The organism is Pseudomonas sp. TE6288 (genome assembly GCF_054062095.1).
The window spans coordinates 51,395-73,262 of record NZ_JBSSEW010000022.1; the positions used below are offsets into that span (position 1 = coordinate 51,395).

General features: G+C 63.1%; 21 protein-coding genes and 2 pseudogenes. 13 read left to right on the top strand and 10 right to left on the bottom strand.

Going from position 1 to position 21,868, the window contains the following annotated elements; all coding sequences use genetic code 11:
- Positions 1–119 precede the first annotated feature (119 nt).
- Positions 120–2,624, top strand: coding sequence for a UvrD-helicase domain-containing protein (locus ACVWY1_RS21525; RefSeq protein WP_457378733.1), 2,505 nt, complete (start codon positions 120–122; stop codon positions 2,622–2,624).
- 2 nt (positions 2,625–2,626) lie between these two features.
- Here ACVWY1_RS21525 and ACVWY1_RS21530 read toward each other — a convergent pair whose 3' ends face one another.
- Positions 2,627–7,258 carry an NEL-type E3 ubiquitin ligase domain-containing protein gene (locus ACVWY1_RS21530; protein WP_457378734.1) on the bottom strand — a complete coding sequence of 1,544 codons (4,632 nt, stop codon included), beginning with the start codon at positions 7,256–7,258 and terminating at the stop codon, positions 2,627–2,629.
- 223 nt (positions 7,259–7,481) lie between these two features.
- Between ACVWY1_RS21530 and ACVWY1_RS21535 the strand changes: the two genes are divergently transcribed.
- Positions 7,482–7,904: a VOC family protein gene (locus ACVWY1_RS21535; RefSeq protein ID WP_457378735.1), complete on the top strand. Its 423-nt coding sequence runs from the start codon at positions 7,482–7,484 to the stop codon at positions 7,902–7,904.
- Here ACVWY1_RS21535 and ACVWY1_RS21540 read toward each other — a convergent pair.
- Together ACVWY1_RS21540 and ACVWY1_RS21545 are read right to left on the bottom strand one after the other, a co-directional pair.
- Complete coding sequence (locus ACVWY1_RS21540) at positions 7,901–8,275, bottom strand: MmcQ/YjbR family DNA-binding protein (protein ID WP_102684256.1); 375 nt, start codon at positions 8,273–8,275, stop codon at positions 7,901–7,903. The two genes, ACVWY1_RS21535 and ACVWY1_RS21540, sit on opposite strands and share 4 nt — an antisense overlap.
- A complete protein-coding gene (locus ACVWY1_RS21545; RefSeq protein WP_277503923.1) occupies positions 8,268–9,170 on the bottom strand; it encodes a LysR substrate-binding domain-containing protein in 903 nt (300 codons plus the stop codon). Before ACVWY1_RS21545 ends, ACVWY1_RS21540 begins: the two co-directional genes overlap by 8 nt.
- A gap of 133 nt (positions 9,171–9,303) precedes the next feature.
- Between ACVWY1_RS21545 and ACVWY1_RS21550 the strand changes: the two genes are divergently transcribed.
- Positions 9,304–9,915, top strand: coding sequence for an FMN-dependent NADH-azoreductase (locus ACVWY1_RS21550; protein WP_046855491.1), 612 nt, complete (start codon positions 9,304–9,306; stop codon positions 9,913–9,915).
- Positions 9,916–10,063: 148 nt separating this feature from the next.
- The gene (locus ACVWY1_RS21555; protein ID WP_277503924.1) at positions 10,064–11,113 is read left to right on the top strand and encodes an alpha/beta hydrolase family protein; all 1,050 of its coding nucleotides are present in this window, start codon (positions 10,064–10,066) and stop codon (positions 11,111–11,113) included.
- Here the strand turns inward: ACVWY1_RS21555 and ACVWY1_RS21560 are convergent.
- From ACVWY1_RS21560 to ACVWY1_RS21570, 3 genes and pseudogenes are all read right to left on the bottom strand, one after another.
- Positions 11,072–12,238 carry an MFS transporter gene (locus ACVWY1_RS21560; protein ID WP_457378736.1) on the bottom strand — a complete coding sequence of 389 codons (1,167 nt, stop codon included), beginning with the start codon at positions 12,236–12,238 and terminating at the stop codon, positions 11,072–11,074. The genes ACVWY1_RS21555 and ACVWY1_RS21560 overlap by 42 nt on opposite strands.
- A gap of 171 nt (positions 12,239–12,409) precedes the next feature.
- Entirely contained in the window at positions 12,410–13,996 is a 1,587-nt protein-coding gene (locus ACVWY1_RS21565; RefSeq protein ID WP_046855494.1) for an ABC-F family ATPase, read from the bottom strand.
- A gap of 20 nt (positions 13,997–14,016) precedes the next feature.
- A pseudogene (locus ACVWY1_RS21570) lies at positions 14,017–14,473 on the bottom strand (site-specific integrase); the annotation flags it as partial.
- A 63-nt stretch (positions 14,474–14,536) separates the two neighbouring features.
- Here ACVWY1_RS21570 and ACVWY1_RS21575 point away from each other — a divergent pair.
- Positions 14,537–15,699 (top strand): IS3 family transposase gene (locus ACVWY1_RS21575; protein ID WP_277502053.1). Its coding sequence is split into 2 segments (ribosomal slippage): positions 14,537–14,792 and positions 14,792–15,699, totalling 1,164 coding nucleotides; the frame shifts between segments, so codons are not numbered across the junction.
- A gap of 3 nt (positions 15,700–15,702) precedes the next feature.
- On the opposite strand, the gene ACVWY1_RS21580 is transcribed toward ACVWY1_RS21575, so the two are convergent.
- The gene (locus ACVWY1_RS21580; protein WP_277504029.1) at positions 15,703–15,825 is read right to left on the bottom strand and encodes a hypothetical protein; all 123 of its coding nucleotides are present in this window, start codon (positions 15,823–15,825) and stop codon (positions 15,703–15,705) included.
- A gap of 238 nt (positions 15,826–16,063) precedes the next feature.
- On the opposite strand from ACVWY1_RS21580, the gene ACVWY1_RS21585 reads away from it, so the two are divergent.
- Together ACVWY1_RS21585 and ACVWY1_RS21590 are read left to right on the top strand one after the other, a co-directional pair.
- On the top strand, positions 16,064–16,531 hold the full coding sequence (locus ACVWY1_RS21585; protein WP_457378737.1) for an anti-virulence regulator CigR family protein: 468 nt from the start codon (positions 16,064–16,066) through the stop codon (positions 16,529–16,531).
- Positions 16,532–16,618: 87 nt separating this feature from the next.
- Positions 16,619–16,719 (top strand): annotated as a pseudogene (locus ACVWY1_RS21590) (VOC family protein); the annotation flags it as partial.
- 87 nt (positions 16,720–16,806) lie between these two features.
- Here the strand turns inward: ACVWY1_RS21590 and ACVWY1_RS21595 are convergent.
- On the bottom strand, positions 16,807–17,082 hold the full coding sequence (locus ACVWY1_RS21595) for a hypothetical protein (protein ID WP_102684262.1): 276 nt from the start codon (positions 17,080–17,082) through the stop codon (positions 16,807–16,809).
- Positions 17,083–17,492: 410 nt separating this feature from the next.
- On the opposite strand from ACVWY1_RS21595, the gene ACVWY1_RS21600 reads away from it, so the two are divergent.
- Positions 17,493–17,699 (top strand): hypothetical protein, encoded by a 207-nt coding sequence (locus ACVWY1_RS21600; RefSeq protein WP_102684281.1) that lies wholly within the window; start codon positions 17,493–17,495, stop codon positions 17,697–17,699.
- Positions 17,700–17,793: 94 nt separating this feature from the next.
- On the opposite strand, the gene ACVWY1_RS21605 is transcribed toward ACVWY1_RS21600, so the two are convergent.
- The gene (locus ACVWY1_RS21605; RefSeq protein WP_102684283.1) at positions 17,794–18,000 is read right to left on the bottom strand and encodes a DUF6434 domain-containing protein; all 207 of its coding nucleotides are present in this window, start codon (positions 17,998–18,000) and stop codon (positions 17,794–17,796) included.
- Between the two features lie 689 nt (positions 18,001–18,689).
- Between ACVWY1_RS21605 and ACVWY1_RS21610 the strand changes: the two genes are divergently transcribed.
- From ACVWY1_RS21610 to fos, 4 genes are all read left to right on the top strand, one after another.
- Positions 18,690–19,067: a hypothetical protein gene (locus ACVWY1_RS21610; RefSeq protein WP_102684263.1), complete on the top strand. Its 378-nt coding sequence runs from the start codon at positions 18,690–18,692 to the stop codon at positions 19,065–19,067.
- A 142-nt stretch (positions 19,068–19,209) separates the two neighbouring features.
- Entirely contained in the window at positions 19,210–19,758 is a 549-nt protein-coding gene (locus ACVWY1_RS21615) for a GNAT family N-acetyltransferase (protein ID WP_457378738.1), read from the top strand.
- A 122-nt stretch (positions 19,759–19,880) separates the two neighbouring features.
- Entirely contained in the window at positions 19,881–20,228 is a 348-nt protein-coding gene (locus tag ACVWY1_RS21620) for a hypothetical protein (RefSeq protein WP_277504032.1), read from the top strand.
- Positions 20,229–20,304: 76 nt separating this feature from the next.
- On the top strand, positions 20,305–20,715 hold the full coding sequence (fos, locus tag ACVWY1_RS21625) for a fosfomycin resistance glutathione transferase (RefSeq protein ID WP_277504034.1): 411 nt from the start codon (positions 20,305–20,307) through the stop codon (positions 20,713–20,715).
- Here fos and ACVWY1_RS21630 read toward each other — a convergent pair.
- Positions 20,706–21,215 carry a GNAT family N-acetyltransferase gene (locus ACVWY1_RS21630; RefSeq protein WP_277504036.1) on the bottom strand — a complete coding sequence of 170 codons (510 nt, stop codon included), beginning with the start codon at positions 21,213–21,215 and terminating at the stop codon, positions 20,706–20,708. The two genes, fos and ACVWY1_RS21630, sit on opposite strands and share 10 nt — an antisense overlap.
- Before the next feature lie 150 nt (positions 21,216–21,365).
- Here ACVWY1_RS21630 and ACVWY1_RS21635 point away from each other — a divergent pair, with 150 nt between their 5' ends.
- Positions 21,366–21,866 (top strand): methylated-DNA--[protein]-cysteine S-methyltransferase, encoded by a 501-nt coding sequence (locus ACVWY1_RS21635; RefSeq protein WP_102684266.1) that lies wholly within the window; start codon positions 21,366–21,368, stop codon positions 21,864–21,866.
- Positions 21,867–21,868: the final 2 nt, after the last annotated feature.

The window sequence follows — 21,868 nt, forward strand, 5'->3', positions numbered from 1 at the left end:
ATATCGGCTCTTAAATATCTATAAATACGATATTTAATTATGCGACTCCGCATGCGGTTCATCGCCTAATCCCATGATCCATAAGCATTCGCTGGCACTTTTACGCGGATGAGGCGAACATGCCGGCTGTTCTGATTTTCAATGGAGTGACCGTGCCGCACGAGCATCCCCGGGCCCCGGCCGACCTGACCCCTCCCGCCCAGTTGCCCTGGCTGCGCCGCCTGGCCGCCCGCCTGTTGGGGCGGGGCCTGTCACGCCTGCAGGCGCAGCACCGCGATTCCTGGTTCCTCGGCCACGCCACGGGGCAGCGCAACGGCCATGCCGATGGCTTGCGTGAGGGCTACGAGCAGGGTCGGGTCGCTGGATTCGAGGCTGGGCGCCAGGTTCTGGTGATCCGCGATGCCCGCCCGGAGAATGCCGGTGTACCCGGGCAGGACGACAACCTGTTCGACGACTGGCGCCTGCCGCTGACCGCCGAGCTGAAAAAGCGCTTCAAGGCTGATGTCGCCAGGCGTCTGCCTGCCGAGGCGCAACCGAGCGCGGCGCAATGGAAGCTGATCTTCAGCGACACACCCTCGACCTGCGTCGTGGCCGGCGCCGGGGCCGGCAAGTCGACCTCGCTGGTGCTGCGCATCCTGCTGCTGCGTCACTACCTGGGCTTCGAGCTCGATGCCCTGACCGTGGTGACCTTCACCCGCGAGTCGCGCCGTGACTTCATCCAGCGCCTGCTGCAGGTGTTTGCCCTGTGGCAGCTCGAGCTGTCGCCTGCCCAGGGGCGGGAGCTGGTGCGCACTTTCCATTCACGCATCCTGCCGTTGGTGCGCAGCTTGCCAGGCTTCGCCCAGGTGCGGGCGTTCGAGACCCTGGGCAACGAGATGCCCGCAGGCGGCGAGGCAAACGCTGACAGCAACCCGTTCGACCTGCGCCTGAACGATGCCCAGCGTCAGCAGCTCAACCAGTGCTACAGCGAGCTGCTGGGCCAGAGCCCGCGGTTTGCCCAGCTGGTCGGCGCGTTGCGCCAGGAAGCACTGCTGCTCAAGCCGATGGACCCGGATCATCCGGATGTGCACAAGCGTGTGCAGGTCACCCAGCTGGCCGCCCAGCGCGACGAGGAACTGTGCGATGTGATCGAGGACCTGTGGTTCGCCGCCGGTGCCTGGCCGATCAAGGGTATCGAACCCTGCCGTGATACGGTGCAGATCCGCGGTAGCCGTTTTCATGTCCATGGCCGCCTGGAAGGGCTGGACGCCTGGGTGGTACTGGGCTTCGACCCGTCCGAAAGTGCCCAGTACCAGCGCCCGGGCGCCAAGCTGGCGGTGCGCGCGGAATGGGCGGTAAAGCGCACCCTGTTTCAAGCTTTCTGTGATAAGCCATTGATATGGCTTGATAATTACTCTTCGGCAAAACGGCTTGCAACGTCCTTGGCGGGGGATGCCGTGGCCGGCCCGGGCTTCGAGTACAAGGTCAAGGGCGAGCTGGCCCCGGCGCCGTTGCTCGACGCCTTCGTCACCGCTGCGAGCTTCATCGAGAACCTCGGCCTGGACGTCAACAACGCCGTGGCCGCCATGAGCTTCCCTTCTGGCGATAGCGACGCGGCATTCTTCGAGGCCCTCGCGCTGTTCTGGAAGGCACTGGAAGCACACCTGTTGGCGCAGTCGCCGCCGGTGATGACCTACAACCGCATGTTCGCCCTGTTCGGCGAGAACAACCCGGAGAACCTCGGGTTGCTGCCCGCCCCCTTGCTGCGCCCAATGGCGCACCTGATGATCGACGAGTTCCAGGACGTCTCGCCGCAGATCGTCAGCTGGCTGCGTGCCTGCCTCGCCGAAATCCGCCGCCGTGGGCCGGCCATGCACAGCGGGCGGGTGGCGCAACATTCATCGCTGATGTGCGTGGGCGATGACTGGCAGTCGATCTATGGTTGGCGCGGCAGCTCGCCGAAGTACTTCATGGAGTTCACCAAGGCCTTCCCGTCACCGGCCAACACGCGGGTGATGCTGGTGGAGAACTACCGCAGCCAGCAGTACATCATCGAGGCCGCCGAGCATCTGGTCAAAGGCGCGCCGGCCATCACCGGCAAGAAGGCCAGGGCCAGCGGGCTGGCAGCCGAGCTGCCGTTGTCGCCAGTGAAGGTTTTCGACCGGGACGAGGCGGCATTGGCCGAAACCGTGATCGAGCATTATCAGCGGGGTGAAACGGTCATGATGCTGTTTCGAAAAACAAGCGATAAGTTATTGATTGAAAAGTATTTATTGCCAATTGTTAAAGTTGATTCTAGCTTGCCGCCCGGCCAGCGCCGCCTGCGTCAGCTGACCTATCACAGCGCCAAGGGACTGCAAGCAGATGCGGTGTTCATGCTCGGCGATTGCCACTACCTGACCAGCTCGCCCTACAAGAACCAGGCGTATCGCTTGGCCGGCTTGGGCAAGCCAGGGGACGCCCAGGCGTTCGATACGGCGCAGAAGGAAGAGGTGCAGCGCCTTGCCTACGTGGCGGTGACGCGTGCGGTTCGGCACTGTTACTGGCACGTGGAACGAGCCAGCGGCGAGGCTGCCGCGCAGCCGCGTGCGTCAAGCCAGGTACAGGGGCGGCAGGCCTTCTTCGAAGACCTGCGCGGCCAGTAGGCTCAGTTGTTGGGGTCGCGGCGGCGGGTCAGGCGCAGATAGAGGGCGTCTTCGTCCTGTTCCAGGCCCAGCGCCATGCGGTTCATGCCCGCGACGTAGCGGTCGCTGGAAATGGGCTCGCGCAGGGGCTGGCCATCCTCGGCCAGCGGGCTGCGACCCAGGGCCTGGGTCAGCGCTTCGATCACCGGCGGCTCGAGCGGGCCGTCGAGGTCGTTGCCGTCGAGGTAGTCCAGGCCTGCGTCCCAGCGCTTTCTGAGCACCTCGAAATGGGCACTGTGTTCCCGGCGCAGCAGGCGCCGCCAGCCCGGTTGCCGGGCGATCCACTGGCGGCGCGCCTCGGCGTCCTGGTCCCGGGCATCGACCTCATCGTGCACCGCTTCCTCGGTCCTCGCGGAAATTTCAGCCGTGTGCCGGTACAGCATGGCCTGCTGGGGTTCGGGGAAGTCCAGCCGGCTGGCCAGGCCGCTGCGCAGGGCCAGGCGGATCTCGATCAGGTCCAGCCCTTCACCAAGACCATTGTGCAGCACGTCGTCGGACAATGTGTCGACGTGATGCAGGGGCGGCAGCACGGGTCTGGCGCCGCGCTCGGCCAGCGGCCGGGTGGTCCAGGCATCCAGTGCGTGCAGGGCATTGCGCCGGGCCACGCGGGCGTTGAACACCTCCTGGGCCAGCCTGTTCACCTGGTCGCGGCGGAACAGGCGGCGGAAGAACTGGAACAGCGGTGGCGTGGCTACCTCTGCGCCTGCGGCTTCATCATAGGCCATCACTTCGATTTGCAAGGTGCCGAAACCATCGGCCCCGGCATCGCCACAGCTCACCGGGAACTCGCCGGCCACTTCGTCCAGACGCGCGCGCAGGCGGGTGCTGGTGCTCGCACGCTCGAGCAGCGTCCATACTTGACGAGCAAATGCTCGGGGCTGGCGACGGGCACTGGCCGACATACCCGCCTGTTCGACGACCTGGCGCAGGCTGGCATTGCCGTCTGCGTCGAACAGCGCTTCCCAGGTTGCCCGCTGTTGCCGGCTGGCGTTTTGCAACCAGTCGATTCGCGCTGGTGGCGCGCTGGCGTCGATGCCCTCGACACGTTGTTCGACCGACGCGCCGACAATCTGCAGGCTTTCGCGGGTGGCCTCGTCCAACGGGTTGTAGTTGAACCGCCAGCGGTACTGCGCACGCCTGGCCAACAGTTCGCCCAGGTAGGGGGATGACAAGAGCGCGGGCAACCCCGGTACCTGGTCGATGTTGTTCATGCTCAGGTCCACCACCCGCAACATGCAGGGATTGCGTTGCATCAGGCCGCTCAAACCAGTGGGCCACTGGCGCAGTTGGCTGTTGTCCAGGCGCACGGTGGCGAGGTTGTCCAGGTCAGCCAGGTTGGGGCTGACGGCGAGGGGATTGTTGCTCAGGAGCAGGTTGCGCAGTGTTCGCATCGAACTGAACGTATTCGCCGTGTCGGCGTCCAGCGCAATGCGATTGGCGCGCAGGTCCAGGGTTTCCAACGGCAGGCCGGTGAGCATTCGCAGGTCATGCAAGGTGAGCGTCATCCGATGATGTGGCATTTCCAGGCTACGCAGGTCTCGCAGCGTGGGGAGCACTTCATGGGACACGGCGGGCAGCTCGCCCAGGTGCGTGCCGCTCAGGCGAAGCTCCTGTAACCGTGGGGCGTTGCGCAGTGCTTGCAGGACCGAGCTGACGCTTAATTGGGGGCTGGTTCGTACATCGAGGCGCCTGAGCGCCGGGAAGGCCTGGAGGAAGTCGGCGGGCATCTCGATCACATTGAGATTCTCCAGCGACAGCGTGGTGATGTGGTCGAAGCGTGCCGTGAGTGTCGGCAGGGCGTCGAGGGCGACATTCGAAAGGTTCAGCATGTCGCCGTCCAGGCGTTGCCAGGCCCGAACGAGTTGGTCGGCGGTCCTGGTGTAATCAGCACCGACTTCCTCACCCCAGTCGTGGGCGCCTCTGGTAGCCCAGGCGTGAAGCTGGTCGCGCAGCGAGGACAGTTGGGTGCGCAGTGCCTGTATCTGTTCGGTCACACTTCCCCGGACACGCAGAGTGGCCAGCAACTGGCGGACCTCGCGACCGTTCATGCCGGGATACAGGGCATGCAGCTCGCGCTCTGCCCGTGAGGCGAATAAACCGGGGCTAAGGGGATATCCGTATCGCCCTTCGCTCAGGCGCAAGGGTGAGCGCCAGCCCGGCCGTACAGGTTGCTGGCCGAGCAGGCGTGCGGTCGCCGTGCGGTTGGCCAGTGCGGCGTGATAGCGCTGTTCGGGCGTCCATTGTGGGTGTGCGGCCAATAGGCTATCGCTGATGAGCCGGCTGTCGTCATTGGCCAGGCCGGGGCGATACAAGCCCAGAATCGCACGGTCCAGTCGGAGCCGGGCTTGCATCAATCGCGCCTCTTCGGCCAGTCGCAGAGGAACCCGTCCGCTGTTCAGGGCTTGCCGTTCGGTGCTGTTGGCCGCGCCCACCAGCTCTTCGAGTGCTTGACTGGGCAGGCCGGGGAACGCGCGCCCGATCATCAGCGCCGGAGCGGAAGCTGGCGTGGCTGGATCGAGATGGATGCGGTCGGCCTTGATGCGCCGAATGGCGTCCTCAAGCAGCGCGGGAGGGCGCCGGCCATCGACGTGGACCTGTTCGAGCACACCGCGTTCCAGGTCGGTACTGTCGAGTACTGCAATCAGTTCCTCATCGGTCAAACCGTTGGCAAGCGGGCCTAGCCGGCGCATCAGCTTGACCCGTCCCCAGTCCTGTGGCCGCTCGTGCGCCATGCGCCAGGCCCCTCTGCCATTGCCGTGCAGCCGTGGCTGATAGGCCCGTGGGTCGGCCGGGTGCACAACATGCCAGTGCCCCTCAGGGTCTTGGCGAATCTCGTGAAGCGTATTGTCCAGGTCGACGAAATGCCGGTCGTCATGGCGGAAGATGCCTTGCTCGTCCGGCTGCAGGTCCGCCGGCAACTCGACTGGGCTGCGGTACTGCTCGAGCTGGGGGTGCCATAGCAGCTTCTCGCCATCCAGCCAGACACTTTGCATCCAGTCGACGAAGCCGGAGGCCTTGGCCAGCTTGGTAACACCGGCAATGGCGGCCACGCTGCCCAGGTTGACCAGCAGCGACTCGACCTGGTTCACCGCTTCGGCGTTGTCACCTTCAGACCAGGATTCGAAACCGTGGAAAATGCTCGCCATGACCTGGCCCGCACCCACGGCTAGCATGGCAACGTCCAGGCCGGGGACGAACATGGCCGCCACCCCGAGCAGGGTGAGGCCACGCTCGCCCCACAACGCCAGGCGCTCACGCCTGGCCTTGGCATCGATGTCCGCCGTTGGCACCGCGACGCGGCGCGCGTCCTCCTGCAGGCGTTGGACATGGTCATTGAACAGCTTGGGCCATACCGGAAAGGCGACCGCGACCGCATGGATCGCCAGTGCCGGGAAGCGGGTGGGACGGGGCGTATCCTGCTCCTGTCGCGAAAGGGTGGCCTGCAACCCTTGCCAGGGATGTGTGCCGGGCTCGGTTTCAGCGAAGGCGGGGGACGGTGTTTCCAGCGGGCTCAAGCCACCCGCGGTGGCTTCGAACAGTCTGGCCTTGAGCTTGCTCGCCATTTGCGGGCGGTCCTTCAGGGCGACATGCTCCAGGAAGCGTTCGCGGTAGGCGGGTTCCAGCAAGCGGCGGCGCAGGTACCTGCCGAAGGCCAGCAGGTTGTTGAACTCCTGCACCGGTTGCGCGTCGTCGAAAGGCAGGTAGGCGATGCACGATGGCGTGGACTGCCTGGTGGATGTCAACAGCAACAGATCGTGCAGCTGGATGTCCAGCATGCGCAAGACCGCTACTTTGGCCGGTGCTCCTCGGTAGCATGGTATCGAGCCCGTGCTACACAGCTGTTGCAGGGACTGGAGGCCGTCGTCTGTCAGGAGTCCGCGCATTCGCGCGATCAGCGCCTGTACTGTGAGCTCATCGCGCCGAGCCTGGCCCCACAGGACGCGCAGCAGCGCTTCACGCTGGCCGCCGTAGATATCCTGCAGGTGCTCCTGATAGCGCCGACCCAGGTCGAGTGCACGGCAGTGGGTGACAAACGCAGTGGTGCTCAGGCCGGGTAGTGCGCTGCTGTCGTCGACACTGACTTGCAGGGTGCTGAAAGGGCCGACCTCGGTCATGCCTTCAAAATTGTGCAGGGCCGCCTCGAGCAGGCTGGTGAGGCTGGCTGTGCCGACAGGTTCCTCGATCGAGGCCGGTGTGCGGGGGACATGATGGGAAGCGTCCGGGTCTGGGAATTCACCGCCCAGGCTCGACGTGAATGGCTGATGCCTGAACTGGGCCTGCGTCAGCGCCACCTGAATGCCCAGCCGTGCCTGCAGCAGCGGCTCGCAGAACTCGGTGATGCCGCGCAAACCTTGTAGTGCCTTGGCCAGCGCCTGATGGCTCGTCGTGCGCTGCTTGATGGCCTGGCGCAGCTCGGCCTGCCGGGCGGCCGAGGCCTGGGCGAACCAGGGGGCGATTTGCCCGTCCTGCTCGATATGCTCGCGGTGGGCGCGCCGCAGCAGTCGACTGGCGTGGTGGGGGTGCAAGTGTCTGGTCCAGCCCGGCAGGCTGCGCAGGATCTGTTGCTGGTGGTAGGGCGGTTCGCTGTGGTGCATGGTCACATTCCAAAAGATGGGAGCGGCCATTCAAGGGCAGGGGGTGGCGCCTGGGGCGGTACATGATTGTCGCCGCCACCAGGGCAATGGCTGACACGTACACGGCCGTTTGCCCCACAGCGGCTGCTGCGTATCCGCCGTCGGTCATTGACGCCAACGACCTAGGGTGTCTTCACAGGTCGGCTGCTATGGTCTAGGCAAAGCCTGATCGTGGAGCTTCGCCATGCCAGCTTTCGCCGTACTACGCATCGACCATGTCGTTCTGCGCGTCAGCGACCTGACTCGCAGCCTGGCTTTCTATCACGAGCTGCTCGGCTGCCCGGTGCGCAAGCGCCGGGAAATGCTGGGGATGATCCACCTCGGCGCCGGTGACGGTCTGATCGACCTGGTGGCAGTCGACGGCCCGCTGGGGCGCCAGGGCGGCGAGGCGCCCGGCCAGTGTGGGCATAATGTCGATCATGTGTGCCTGCGCATCGAGCCGTTCGACGAGCAGGCGCTGAGCCTAATGCTGGGCGAGGCCGGGGTCAGGGTGGAGGCTGCCGAGAAGCGCTACGGGGCCGAGGGTGAGGGCATGTCGCTGTACTGCTTCGACCCGGACGGCAACCGGGTCGAGCTCAAGGGGCCGCCAATGCCGGTTGAAACCTAGGCCTCGCCCGTCCCCAGCAGCAACCCAACTTGCTGGCGCCTTGGCAAGCGTCGCACCACCAGCTGGTGCGAGCGGCGCAGCAGGTCGCTCAGCTCGTCGCGGCCCATGGGGTAGGGTGGCAGCATGCTGATCCACTTCGCCCGTGCCAGATAGGGGGCCGGGCGCACCCCAGGACGGTCGCAATAGCCCAGGAACAACTCATCGGCCACCTTGAACGACAGGCCCGCGCCGCCCAGGTCCTGCACGGCGAACATCTTGTTGCCTGCCACCGAGAACACGCGGATGCCTCCCCATTTGTAGTCTTCCTGTGCGCCCGGCAGGGCCAGGCACAGCGCGGCCACTTGCTCCTCGGTCATCCTTTTCTCAGACATAACGCTCTCCACAGGCCTCGAACGAGGTCGCCAAGTGATCGATCCATGCGCGTACCGCCGGCAGCAGGCCGCGCCGGTGCGGGTAGACCGCCTGCAGGTAGCCGCCAGGCAGCGACCAGTCTGGCAGCAGGCGCACCAGTTCGCCACGGGCCAGTTCCTCCTCGCAGAACATTGACGGCAGGGCGGTGAAACCCAGGCCGGCGCGTACCGCCGCATTGCGCACGACGAAGTCGTCGATGGCCAGGCGCGGCTCCAGGGCGACTTCCTCCTGCCGGCCGTTGGGGCCATGCAGGCGAAAATGCACCAGTCGGTCGGCCTCGGCGGCGCCCAGCACCGGAAGGGTCGCCAGCTGTGCGGGCTCGCGGATATGGTCGGCAAAACCTGGCGCGGCCACCAGTTGCATCTGCGCCTGGCGCAGGCGCCTGGTGACCAGGGCCGGGTCCTCATCACCCAGGTCGCGCACGCGCAGGGCCACGTCGATGCCTTCGGAGATCAGGTCGACCCGGCGGTTGAGCAGCACCATGTCCAATTGCACCAAGGGGTACTGGGCAAGGAAGCGGCTGATGATATCCGGCAGGAATGCATGGGCCAGGGCAACGGGGCACGATACCCGCAACCGCCCCCTGGGCTCGCTGGACATGCTGGCCACCACTTCATCGGCCATCTCCGCCTCCAGCAGCATCGCCTGGCAGTGGCTCAGGTAGCGCTCGCCCACGGCGGTCAGTTTGAGTTGCCGGGTGGTGCGCTGCAGCAGGCGCGTGCCCAGGCGCTCCTCCAGCTCGGCGATGCGCCGCGACAGGCGCGACTTGGGAATGCCCAGCTGGCGCCCGGCGGCAGCGAAGCCACCGGCTTCGACCACCCGTGCGAAGTAGAAGAGGTCGTTAAGGTCTTGCATTTGACAGTCCCATTGTTCCATCAGTGGAACAAACTAACGCATTTTTGCCGACTTATCAGCTATTCGCTGTGCCGGTAGGATTCTCTCCATCGTGATCGCCCACCGCCGCGGTCTTCATTCACAGGAGAGACCCATGAAACTGTTGCATATCGATTCGAGCATCCTGGGCGACAATTCCGCCTCCCGCCAGCTGAGCCGCGAAGTGGTCGAGGCCTGGAAGGCCGCCGACCCGAGCATCGAAGTGGTTTACCGCGACCTGGCCAGCGACGCCATCAGCCACTTCTCCGCCGCTACCCTGGTGGCTGCCGGTACCCCCGAGGAAATGCGCGATGCCGCCCAGGCTCATGAAGCCAGCCTCAGCGCCGAAACATTGGCAGAATTCCTCGCCGCCGACGCGGTGGTGATTGGTGCGCCGATGTACAACTTCACCGTGCCGACCCAGCTCAAGGCCTGGATCGACCGCGTGGCGGTAGCCGGCCAGACTTTCCGCTACACCGAAGCCGGCCCGCAAGGCCTGTGCGGTGACAAGAAAGTGATCCTGGTGTCCACCGCCGGTGGCCTGCACCAGGGCCAGCCGACCGGCGTTGGCCATGAGGACTTCCTCAAGGTGTTCCTTGGCTTCATCGGCATCACCGACCTGGAAATCGTCCGCGCCCATGGCCTGGCCTACGGCCCGGAGCACCGCGCCAAGGCCATCGATGCCGCCCAGGCGCAGATTGCAGGTGAGCTGTTCGCTGCCGCCTGATCGATGCCATCGACTGAAAGCCGGCTGTCGCCTCGTGCGCCAGCCGGCTTTTTTCATCCAGTTTTCATGTGTCGCCAGCGCACCGGGCTCTATGCTGGCATCCATACCCGTGTACTGCGCAGTGCCTTGAACCTGGGAGCGCCCTGCGATGAAGCGAACCCGCCTGCTGATGGCGCTATTACTGCTGGGCGGCCTGTTGGCCCGCGCCGATGCAGCGCCGTGGGTGGCCGGATTGCACCGGCTGACCCTGGTCGACCCGGTGGACGCCAAACCCATGCAGGCCCTGGCGTTCTACCCCTCCAGCGGCGAGGCGCGCCCGGTACGCATCGAGGGCTACCAGACCCGTGTCGCCGAAGAGGCGCCGGTAGCCATGGGCCAGTTCCCGCTGCTGGTGATCTCCCATGGAAACACTGGCAGCCCGATGGCCCTGCATGACCTGGCCAACGGCCTGGCCCGGCAGGGCTTCGTGGTGGTGGCGGTGGTCCATCCCGGGGACAACAACCGCGACCATAGCCGCCTGGGCACCCTCAGCAACCTTTATGGCCGGCCGCTGCAGATCAGCGCCGCGATCACTGCGGCGCGAAACGACAGGCTGCTCGCGCCGTACCTGAATGATGGCAAGGTCGGGGTGATTGGCTATTCCGCTGGCGGCGAAACCGCGCTGATCCTTTCTGGCGCGCGACCCGACCTCGAACGCCTGCGCCGCTACTGCGAGCAACGCCCCGGTGACGCCGACGCCTGCAAGACCCATGGCGTGCTGATAGCCGACCACAGTGAACTGGCGCCCCGCGCCGACGCCAGGGTGGGCGCGGTCATGCTGATGGCGCCGCTGAGCCTGATGTTCGGTCGCCACGCCCTGGCCGGCGTGCGGGTGCCGGCGCTGATCTACAGCGGCGACAATGACCAATTACTGGCCCTGGAGCACAACGCCGATGCCCTGGCGCGCAAGCTGCCGGTAACACCTGACTACCGCCTGCTGACCGGTGCCGGGCATTTCGTGTTCATGGCCCCCTGCGACGAAGAGCAACACCAGCGCATGCCGGTGCTGTGCAAGGACGCCGAGGGTGTCGACCGTCGACATATCCATCGCTCGCTGCGCAGCGAGACCACGGCCTTCTTCAGCCAGGCACTGGGTGCACCGGAGCCCGCCGAACGCTCAGCCGCGGCGGGCCAGCAACAGGGTCAGGCCCACCCCTGACAGGGCGAGCAGGGCGGCGACAGCGAAAATCGAGGCATACCCCAGGTGTATTGCCACCGCGCCCATCACCGGGCCGGCGATGGCCAGTGCAAGGTCGAAGAACACCGCGTAGGCGCCCAGCCCGGCGCCACGGCTGCTGCTGGGTACCTGGCGGATCGCCTCGACCCCCAGGGCCGGGTATACCAGCGACAGGCCGAAGCCGGTCAGCCCGGCACCGAGCATCGCCCACAGCGGCGAGGGCGCCAGCCATAGCATAGTCAAGCCCAGGACCTCGGTGGTCATGCAGACAATGGCCACGTTGTAGCCGCCGAAGCGGTTGACCGCGTTGACGAACAGCAGCCGCGACAGGATGAAACACAGGCCGAAGGCGCTCAGGCACCAGGCTGCGCCGACCCAGCCGCGTTCCAGGTAGTACAAGGTGACGAAGGTAGTCAGGGTGCCGTAGCCGATCGACGCCAGGGTCAGCCCCAGGCCGCAGGGCGCCACCCGCCCGAACGCCGACCAGAACGGCAACCGCTCACCCCACACCACCACCACGTCAGGTCGCGTGCGCAGCACCAGCAGGGCCAGCAGCGCCAGTCCCAGCAGCGCTGGCCCGAGCACGGCGAAGCTCAGGCCGTCCACCAGCAGCACGCCGGCCGGCGCGCCGATGGCGATGGCGCCATAGGACGCGATGCCGTTCCAGGAAATGACCCGGGCGGTATGCTCCGGCCCCACCTGGCCGATCCCCCAGCTCAGGGTCGCAACGCCTATCAGCCCCTGGGCGATGCCTAGCAGCAGCCTGCCGCCCAACAGCAGCGCCAGGCTCAGCCAGGGCAGGGCGAGGGCCCAGGCCGACAGTAGGGTCAGTACGCCGCAGCCGGCGATGCCGTGCAGGCCATAGCGGATGGCGCGCTTGCCGCCCAGTGTGTCTGCCACCCGCCCGGCAAAAGGCCGGCTGAGCAGGGTGGCCAGGTACTGCAGGCCGATGGTCAGGCCAGCGATCACCGCGCCGAAACCCAGCTGATCGTGCACATGGCCAGGCAGCACCGCGATCGGCAGGCCGATGCAGAGGAAGGCGATGAAGGTGTAGAAGACGATCGAGAGGATCTGCAGGGTGACACTGGAAGCGTGAGGGGCTGTCATGGGCTCGTTCGCGGGCGGGCGGTGGGGCTGTGCCCATCATGGCTGCGGCGCGAGGGAAAAGGAAGCAGGCTAACTAATTAAACGCAGCGCGGGGCAAGCCAGCTCCTGCGAATGCCGCGAAGGCATTGCAGGAGCGGGTTTGCCCCGCGATGAGGATGACTCAGCGTTGGATCAGACCACTACACCCTGGCTGCGCAGGTAGTCGTCATAGGTGCCGCTGAAGTCCACCACGCCTTCGGGCGTCAGCTCGATGATGCGGGTGGCCAGCGACGACACGAATTCACGGTCGTGGCTGACGAACAGCAGCGTGCCCGGGTAGTTTTCCAGCGCCAGGTTCAGCGCCTCGATCGATTCCATGTCCAGGTGGTTGGTCGGTTCGTCCATCACCAGTACGTTGGGCTTTTGCAGGATCAGCTTGCCGAACAGCATGCGGCCCTGTTCACCACCGGAGATCACCTTCACCGACTTGAGGATTTCGTCGTTGGAGAACAGCATGCGCCCCAGGGTGCCGCGGATAACCTGCTCGCCGCTGGTCCACTGGCCCATCCAGTCGAACAGCGTCACGTCGTCCTCGAAATCGTGGGCGTGGTCCTGGGCGTAGTAGCCCACTTCGGCGCTGTCGGTCCACTTCACCGCGCCGGCGTCCGGCTTCATTTCGCCGACCAGGGTGCGCAGCAGGGTGGTCTTGCCGATACCGTTGGGGCCAATGATCGCCACGCGCTCGCCGGCTTCGATGGTGAAACTGAAGTCCTTGAACAGCACCTTGTCGTCGAAGGCCTTGGCCATTTTCTCGACGATCACCGCCTGGCGGTGCAGCTTTTTCGTCTGCTCGAAGCGGATGAACGGGCTGACACGGCTCGAAGGCTTGACCTCGGCCAGCTGGATCTTGTCGATCTGCTTGGCACGCGAGGTGGCCTGCTTGGCCTTGGAGGCGTTGGCCGAGAAGCGGCTGACGAAGGTCTGCAGCTCGGCGATCTGGGCCTTTTTCTTGGCGTTGTCCGACAGCAGTTGCTCGCGCGACTGGGTGGCCGCGGTCATGTACTCGTCGTAGTTGCCCGGGAACAGGCGCAGCTCACCGTAGTCCAGGTCGGCCATGTGGGTGCAGACGCTGTTGAGGAAGTGGCGGTCGTGGGAAATGATGATCATGGTGCTGTTGCGCGCCGTGAGGATCGTTTCCAGCCAGCGGATGGTGTTGATGTCCAGGTGGTTGGTCGGTTCGTCGAGCAGCAGCACGTCCGGGTCGGAGAATAGCGCCTGGGCCAGCAGCACGCGCAGTTTCCAGCCTGGCGCCACTTCGCTCATCGGGCCGAAGTGCTGTTCCAGGGGAATGCCCAGGCCCAGCAGCAGCTCGCCGGCGCGGGATTCGGCGGTGTAGCCGTCCATCTCGGCGAACTCGGTTTCCAGCTCGGCGACGGCCATGCCGTCTTCCTCGGTCATTTCCGGCAGCGAGTAGATGCGATCACGCTCGGCCTTGACCTTCCACAACTGCTCGTGGCCCATGATCACGGTGTCGATCACGGCGAACTCTTCGTAGGCGAACTGATCCTGGCGCAGCTTGCCCAGGCGGGTGTTGGGCTCGAGCATCACCTGGCCGCCGGACGGCTCCAGGTCGCCACCGAGGATCTTCATGAAGGTCGACTTGCCACAACCGTTGGCGCCGATCAGGCCGTAGCGGTTGCCGTTGTTGAATTTGACCGAGACGTTTTCGAACAGGGGCTTGGAGCCGAACTGCATGGTGATGTTAGCGGTGGAGATCAAAGCGCTTACCTATCAGTAACTTACGCGGCTGGATTCTCGGCTGATACCAATTTGATACCAATCTTGAGCTTTTCCAGCTCGCTCCAGTCGGAGCTTGAGTTGAGCCAACGCGCATACGTCGACAGCAGCATTTGCACGCTGTGACCCAGCTGTTGGGCGATAAAATGCGGGGTTGAGGCCAGACATTAAGCATATTGTCGCATAGGTGTGACGACAGTTGTATGGGGGCCTCCTTCTGATCCCCGGCTCATTCAGCACCGGAACCCGCTGTTTGTGCACGTCCGACGTCTGTTTGACGTTCTCGCTTCCCTTTGACGGGGAAACACGTAGGGCGTTTTGGCCGCTAATCTCTTCCCTGGCTTTCGCAGCTCGGCGTACTCCCTGTCGTACTGCAGCGCGCCAAGCCCTCTGGTTCAGCAAAACGAACCTATCCCTGCCTGTCTGCGTCCTTTCCTCAACCTCGCACAAGGCCTTGGTGTAGTGGTCTACTAACCCCGGACACCCATTTAGGCGAGAATGCTCGCCACAGAGAGGTGTCCGATGACCAAGCAACGCCGTACGTTTACCCCTGAGTTCAAGCGCGAAGCCGCCTGCCTGGTGCTCGATCAAGGCTACAGCCATGCCGAAGCGGCCCGTTCGCTCGGCTTGGTGGAATCGGCCCTGCGTCGGTGGGTTAATCAGCTTCAGCAAGAGCGCGGCGGCATCACGCCGGCCAGCAAAGCGCTGACGCCAGAGCAGCAAAAAATCCAAGAGTTGGAAGCCCGGATCACGCGCCTTGAACGCGAGAAATCGATACTAAAAAAGGCTACCGCGCTCTTGATGTCGGAAGATCTCGAGCGTACGCGCTGATCCGCCAGCTCAGCGACCATGAGCCCGTTGATTGTTTGTGCGAAGTGTTTGAAGTCACTCGCTCGAGTTACTACGAACATCGTCATAGAAGGCGAACTCCGAACGTCGAACGTCTGCGGTTGCGCAGTCGAGTGAATGAGTTGTTCACGCGAGGGCGAAGTGCACCCGGCAGCCGTAGCATCAAGGCAATGATGCAAGAAGAAGGTGAGCAAATCGGACGGTTCAAGGTGCGCAGCCTGATGCGTGAGCTGGCGTTGGTCAGCAAGCAGCCAGGATCACATGCGTACAAAAAGGCCACAGTGGAGCGGCCAGATATTCCGAACATCTTGAACCGAGCGTTTGATGTCGAAGCGCCAAATCAGGTCTGGTGTGGCGACATCACTTACGTTTGGGCACAGGGCAAATGGCACTATCTGGCAGTTGTCCTGGATCTCTATGCACGCAGAGTGGTGGGCTGGGCCTTATCAGAAAAGCCGAACGCAGACCTCGTGGTCAAAGCGCTGGACGTGGCTTACGAACAACGTGGAAAGCCTCAAGGGCTACTGTTTCACTCCGACCAGGGATCGCAATATGGCAGTCGTCAGTTCCGCCAGAGACTGTGGCGCTACCGCATGCGCCAGAGCATGAGCCGCCGAGGCAACTGCTGGGATAATGCGCCGATGGAGCGAGTATTTCGCAGCTTGAAATCAGAGTGGATACCGACCACGGGCTACCTGACCGGGCAGCAAGCTCAACGAGACATTAGCCAGTACCTGATGGGCCACTACAACTGGATCCGACCCCATCACTTCAACGATGGGCTGGCTCCGGCGAAAGCTGAAGAAAAACTCAAAACCGTGTCCGGGATGAGTTGACCACTACATGGCGATGGTCCGCTCGATGCGAGATGCCAGCTCGGCGTTTACCTCTGCCTTGGCCAGGCCCTCAGCGGTGCCCTTGGTACGGTGCAGGGCCTCGTAGCGACGGAGTGTCGCTTGCATCACGGGCGGCGCGGCCGCCTGAATGGCTTAGGAAAGTCTTGCTGCACAGGCGGTGCAGAAACATGGTGGATCCTCGCCGGGTCGGCGTTATCGTTGAATAGGGGAAGGTGCTGGCACGCAGCGCCGGAGGGTCAGGCGGCTTTGCCCTCCGTGCTGGTGGCGGCGTGGTGGTGAATGAACTTTTTAGGGCAACGTCGTCTACATTGGAGGGGGTTTCCCTTTTTATGAGAGAACGGTCATGCTTAAATCAAAAACCTTGATCTCATTGCTCGCGAGTGCTGCCCTTGTTACGGGCTCAATAAGTGCCGCTGCTGATCCCGGCAATGGAAAAGGGCAGGGGCACGGAAAGGGTAACTCGCAGAATATTCAAGGCCATGGGGCAGAGGGCGGCGGGGCGAAGGGAAAGAGTTCAGGGCATAATGGCTGGGATGACGGCCCAAGAATTGATCGTGACAGCGTCCTAAACGTACTGAGCAGTTACCACAACTACTGGAGTCCAGGGCCAGCCTTGCCGCCCGGCATCCAGAAGAATTTAGCACGAGGAAAACCGCTCCCTCCTGGCATCGCGAAAAAGCTCGATGGCAGACTTCTGGGTCATCTGCCGCGCTACGATGGTTATGAGTGGCAACAGGTCGGAACGGACTTAATTCTCGTTGCGATTACCACCGGCATAATCTACGAGGTGCTCAATGGGGCGTTGGACTAGGTGCGAGGTATCGCGACAAAGATCACGGAAATGATGCAAGGCTTGGCTATCACCTGGCTGTAGTAGAGTTTGACCTCTTACACGCCCCCGACATACATCGAGCTCAGTGATGGTCGGCTTACTGGCGGCTTCACCACGGTAAGCCTTTCAGGCCCGGTGGCCCGCTGGTCATCTTGTATTCGGACGACCGTGGATGCGCAGGGCAAAGTGGCATGCAGAATGACTGGCACTGTGCAGCATGCCAGTCATTCTGCAATTGACAACTACTGCTGGTATTACATGTTGTTTACTGCGTATAGCGGGTTAAGGGTTTGGCCGTGGTCTTTAACAATGTTGTCTTCAACAACTATCTTGCTGGTTTGGGATATGTAGTAGGTTTTTACCTGGGATTTCATTTTTACCGCCATCAAGTACCCTCTTGCGTCGCTGCGGTCCCAGGTATCAGATTCCCCTTGAGCTATCGAGTAGTAACTGTCATTGCCGTCGTTACGCCATGCACTCACTGCAATGTCAATCGATGTGCTTGCGCCATTGGTGATCGTGAGCTTCATATTTTAAGTCCCTTTGGGTTGTAGATTCCATGAGTCGGCTCCCTATTTGGAATTTGCAGACTTGCCACTGCTACTTGTGATTAGTAGTTAGGTTAGCTCATGGGGCTGTAAGAAAAGTCATGCCTTTTTCCAGTATGGGTTGTTGTGCTACGCAGTTAAGACCATGAAATAATTAAAGCAAGTAGTTCGATGGCTTTTTCCAGTTCCGAAATTTGACCTATTTACTCGCACGGGCTGATGCTCAAGCGTGAACAAGGCTTGCTTTACAGGGAAGTGCAGGGGCACGAGCCAAGGGGCGGCACGTTGGGGGTGACAAGGACTTCCAAAGCCGAACTGAAACCGCAGGCTTCCTTTGATGGTGGCATGTTGCTACATTGCGCGCCGCCCATTTCCAAGGATTGATGCTCGATATGAAACACGTTATTTTTCTGGCACTTATCGCTGCTAGCGCCACTCTGAGCGGCTGCGTTGTCCAGAGCTCGTACAGCAAGACCATTTCCGTCACCAAAGATGCCCAGGGAAAGGTCGTGCAGACCGTTGAAACCGAGACTGTGGTCCAGCCTGGCCAGGGCTACCCAATGCGTCTTCAGTTGATCAAAGGCATTCAGACAAACTGATCCCGCGCCTCAGGCAGAGAGCCCGCCATCTGGCGGGCTTTTTCGTCTGAAAGACATCCCAGGGTGATCGGCCGGCAGCACAGCTGCCGGGCGGTCACCTGCGCCTACGCATCCATTCATCCGCGACATCACCCATGGTGGAGGGCGCTCCGCTCTTGACCCAGGCCATGAAGGGCCGATCGAACTTGAACGCCGCGCCGCATTCACCGAGCAAAAATTGTCGGACTTTCTGCGTATTGCGGTAGTTCTTGTCGAGCAGGGTCGTGCGCGTGATAGGTCCTGCGTGCCAGTCGAAGTTCATTTCCACTACCTTGGATGGCCAGGTTCGCTGGAGCCTAGCATCACTTGTTGTGGTCTGGCGCCTCTCCGGCAGCCATGCGGTTTTCGCCGTGCCGGGCCCATCGTCACGGCTCAACGCCTTCAGTTCGCTGGGCGGCAGGTGCACATGCAGCTGCCGACGGCGCTGCTGGATGATTTTCTGGATGCGTCTCATCGGGGCACACCTCGATTGGCATCCCTGCGTAGAGCCGGAGTGAGTGATCAGTAAGCGCCTGTTTGCGCGATAGCCTCACCACGTCTGACCAATGGACATGATCTTGAAGCGGGCAGGCTGGAACGGGAGTTGCTTGAGTCAAGCAAACCCACCAGGCGGGAGTGCAGACATGTTCCAGGATGACTTCTATTTCATGAGTTTCGTCGTGGCCGCCGTGCTGGCCGTGGATGTGGTGGCGGTCTTTATGTTCCTGCAGGCCAGCGCCTGATCCCCACGCCTGGGGATACGTCCCCTGAATCGGGGCCGGGCACAGAGTGATCGGGAATCCGTCTGCGCGAGAGATCGGACACCTGTGAGAATTGCGTTCGATCGAGGGTTTGTTTGTTGTTTGCATACTCGTTCGCGTGCTCCGCTTGTCCGCCAGCAGTGCCGACTTGCCTGGCGCTTGTAGACTCACCAGTGCTGTACGCAAATCCAACTCATAAGGAGCATGAGTCATGACACAGCAACAGGCTTTCAAAGAAGAACTGGCCGCCGATGTTCAGGTACCCCCAGGCTATACCTACCTGAGCAGCGGTCGTTGCGATGTGAAGGGCAAGGAAGGTGAGCGGGCCGGCGCGAACTTCGTCGAAGCGCAAATCCAGCAGTACAAATCCTTCATCCTCAGGACCACCGCCGGCGCGGGCACCTTCATGGTTCGCCTGGACTATTCCGGTGGCAGCGACAAGAACCTGCAGTACGTCAGCATCAATGACAGCTACTCCACCCAGGAGACCTTCAACATTCGCAGCGTTTCGATGAACAACCTGCGCGGTTTGTTCGCCGCGGGCAAGAGTTCGGCCAACCTGAGCTTCTATGTGTTCGGCAAAGCTTGATCGCGATTGATTGACCTGTCCGGGCTCCGGTCTATTGAGGGCCGGAGTTCCGCGGTCATGCGCATGTGCTAGATTCCCATGCCTCGCAGGCATCGCAAGGCGATGTCGGTCCTGCCTGGTAGAAGGGAGTTGCGCCTAACCCATGTTCATCGAGACCCCACGTCTTGTCCTGCGCCCCTGGGCCGAGCGGGACATCGAAGCCTTTGCCCTCGTCAACGCCGACCCCGAAGTCAGGCGCTACTACTACCCCGCAGTACTGACGCCCGCTGAAACCCGCTCGATGCTTGCCGAGTGCGATCGGCACCTGCAAACACACGGTTTCGGCTTTGTCGCGCTCGAGCGCAAGGCAGATGGCGCGCTGGTCGGTGGGCTTGGCCTGTCCTCGACCGGGGACGAGATACCAGGCGGCCCGCATGTCGAAATCGGCTGGATCCTCGGGCGCAGCCACTGGCGGCAAGGGTATGCATTCGAAGCGGCCAGTGCCTGCCTGGCCTACGCGTGGTCGACCCTTGGGTTGCGCCAGGTCATCGGCTACACCTCCAGCATCAACACACCCTCCAGGGCATTGATGCAGAGGCTGGGGATGCGTTCGGAGCCGAAGGAAGACTTCCTCGACGTGACGGTGCCTGAAGGCAATCCGTTGCGGCCGCACGTGCTCTACCGGATCGACCGGCCCATCCAGGCGATATAGCGAACCGGCATACCGGGCCCGTCACTCTGGGGCTAGGCTTGTAGATCGTAAGCAGACTATTAAAAAGGGTAGTAGCTGTGTGGCTCTGTCCAGGACATCCTGCTGGGGTGGTTGGAGTCTGTATGAACCGCTTGATGATGGCATTGGCCGCCAGCCTGCTGCTGGCCGGTTGCGCACATGATCCCGATATCCGGGCCGGGCGCGACAACACCTTCGGCGTGACCGCGAAAGCTCCGCCGGATTACCTGAACTGCGTCAGGGCCGAGCTTCCTGCAAACGCGACGACATTTATCGTGCAGAACCAGGACGCCCTCGAGCTGTTTGTCGCCAGCACCGATCCGTACAAGGCCGACGGCCTGGTGAAGGTCCAGGGCTCCCCAGGGCGGCAACAATACTCCGCCTATCAACGCGATGCCTGGTATGACAAGGGGCGCCTGCTCGATGCCGCGCTGATGTGTTCGAGGGTATGATCGCAGCTTCGCGGGGCGCTGCCGTTTGCGTCGTCCCGCGAAACGATCTTGTCCTACTTCACCTCGGACGATTCTCATGTTGAACGGATTCAACCATCTCACCCTGGCCGTCTCCAACCTCGCCGACAGCATCGTGTTCTACCAGCAGGTACTGGGCTTCAGGCTCAGTGCTCGGTGGGAGCGGGGTGCCTACCTGAGCCTGGGCGAACTGTGGCTGTGCCTGTCGGCCGATCAGGTAGCGGCGGGCGACCTGCAGCGCACCTACACGCACTACGCATTTTCCATTTGCCAGGGCGACTTCGCGGCCTTCACCCAGCGCTTGCGCAAGCACGGAGTGCGCCTGTGGAAGCAGGACAGCAGCGAGGGAGACTCGCTGTACTTCCTCGACCCGGATGGCCACCAGCTCGAAGCCCATGTCGGCGATCTGCAATCGCGGCTGGCGGCCTGCCGGGCGAAGCCTTATGCAGGCATGGTGTTCTACGACTGACGCAGCCGCGCCATGCACAGCGCGTCGACAAACATCCCATCGCGCACGCCGTAGTCGCGCAACCGGCCTTCGACCTCGAAGCCGAACTTGCGATACAACGCCAATGCCGGTTCGTTGTCGGCGTAGACGGTCAGCTGGACCCGGCGCAGATTCATCCAGTTGTCGGCAATGTCGAGGATGGCCGTCATCAGGCGCGAGCCGACGCCCTTGCCTTGCCAGGCCTGGGCAACGCCCATGAGCAGCTCGCCCAGGTGCGCTTGGCGGATGCGCGTGCTCTGGTCCAGGCCGATATTGCCGATCACCTGGCCTTGGTGCACCGCCACCAGGCGGATCTGCCGGTCATGATAGGCGGCCAGGCGCTCACGCCACACTTCGACGCCCTGGTAGGGCATCTGCAGCACCTGGCGGCACACCGCAGGTTCGTTGTAGAGCGCGGTGATACCGTGCAGGTGCTGCTCGGCAAAGCGTTCGATGACGATGTCGGGCGAGGCGTCGTTCACTGTGTTTCCGTCCTTTGAAAAACGAGTGGCTCCTCAGTGTACGAGGTAGCGCTTCGGGCTGGCCAGTGGCGATGGCTGGGCAAGAAAGCGGATGCGTGGCCGCGCCGCGATGGTTACAGTGCAGCGATTGTCATCCTGCCGGAGCCTGCCATGTCTTGTGCCTTCACCCTCATGCAATCGCCTGTCGGCACCCTGACCCTGGTGGCGCGGGGCGAGCGGCTGGCTGCCGTGCTGTGGGAGCACGAGCGGGAGAACCGGGTGCGCCTGGGCGAGCTGCATCGCGACGACCAGCACGGCGTGCTGCGCGAGACCGCCCGCCAGCTGGGCGAGTACTTCGCCGGGCAACGCCTGCGCTTCGAGCTGGACCTGGACTTTGCCGGGACCGCGTTCCAGCGTGAGGTGTGGGCGGCGCTGTTGACCATTCCCTTTGGTGAGACCCGCAGCTATGGCGAGATCGCCCGGCAAATCGGCAAGCCCGATGCGGTTCGGGCGGTGGGCGCGGCCAACGGCCGCAACCCGATCTCGATCATCGCGCCCTGCCACCGGGTGATCGGGGCCTCGGGCAGCCTCACCGGTTTCGCCGGTGGCTTGCCGGCCAAGCAGTATCTGCTGGCGCTGGAGGGGCGCCAGAGCCTGGCGCTGGATTTCTAGGC

Bases quoted from the DNA above. Each gene is read 5' to 3' on its own strand.
- ACVWY1_RS21525 (WP_457378733.1), top strand. From the start codon at position 120: ATGCCGGCTGTTCTGATTTTCAATGGAGTGACCGTGCCGCACGAGCAT.
- ACVWY1_RS21530 (WP_457378734.1), bottom strand. From the start codon at position 7,258: ATGCACCACAGCGAACCGCCCTACCACCAGCAACAGATCCTGCGCAGC.
- ACVWY1_RS21535 (WP_457378735.1), top strand. From the start codon at position 7,482: ATGCCAGCTTTCGCCGTACTACGCATCGACCATGTCGTTCTGCGCGTC.
- ACVWY1_RS21540 (WP_102684256.1), bottom strand. From the start codon at position 8,275: ATGTCTGAGAAAAGGATGACCGAGGAGCAAGTGGCCGCGCTGTGCCTG.
- ACVWY1_RS21545 (WP_277503923.1), bottom strand. From the start codon at position 9,170: ATGCAAGACCTTAACGACCTCTTCTACTTCGCACGGGTGGTCGAAGCC.
- ACVWY1_RS21550 (WP_046855491.1), top strand. From the start codon at position 9,304: ATGAAACTGTTGCATATCGATTCGAGCATCCTGGGCGACAATTCCGCC.
- ACVWY1_RS21555 (WP_277503924.1), top strand. From the start codon at position 10,064: ATGAAGCGAACCCGCCTGCTGATGGCGCTATTACTGCTGGGCGGCCTG.
- ACVWY1_RS21560 (WP_457378736.1), bottom strand. From the start codon at position 12,238: ATGACAGCCCCTCACGCTTCCAGTGTCACCCTGCAGATCCTCTCGATC.
- ACVWY1_RS21580 (WP_277504029.1), bottom strand. From the start codon at position 15,825: ATGCAAGCGACACTCCGTCGCTACGAGGCCCTGCACCGTACCAAGGGC.
- ACVWY1_RS21585 (WP_457378737.1), top strand. From the start codon at position 16,064: ATGCTTAAATCAAAAACCTTGATCTCATTGCTCGCGAGTGCTGCCCTT.
- ACVWY1_RS21595 (WP_102684262.1), bottom strand. From the start codon at position 17,082: ATGAAGCTCACGATCACCAATGGCGCAAGCACATCGATTGACATTGCA.
- ACVWY1_RS21600 (WP_102684281.1), top strand. From the start codon at position 17,493: ATGAAACACGTTATTTTTCTGGCACTTATCGCTGCTAGCGCCACTCTG.
- ACVWY1_RS21605 (WP_102684283.1), bottom strand. From the start codon at position 18,000: ATGAACTTCGACTGGCACGCAGGACCTATCACGCGCACGACCCTGCTC.
- ACVWY1_RS21610 (WP_102684263.1), top strand. From the start codon at position 18,690: ATGACACAGCAACAGGCTTTCAAAGAAGAACTGGCCGCCGATGTTCAG.
- ACVWY1_RS21615 (WP_457378738.1), top strand. From the start codon at position 19,210: ATGTTCATCGAGACCCCACGTCTTGTCCTGCGCCCCTGGGCCGAGCGG.
- ACVWY1_RS21620 (WP_277504032.1), top strand. From the start codon at position 19,881: ATGAACCGCTTGATGATGGCATTGGCCGCCAGCCTGCTGCTGGCCGGT.
- fos (WP_277504034.1), top strand. From the start codon at position 20,305: ATGTTGAACGGATTCAACCATCTCACCCTGGCCGTCTCCAACCTCGCC.
- ACVWY1_RS21635 (WP_102684266.1), top strand. From the start codon at position 21,366: ATGTCTTGTGCCTTCACCCTCATGCAATCGCCTGTCGGCACCCTGACC.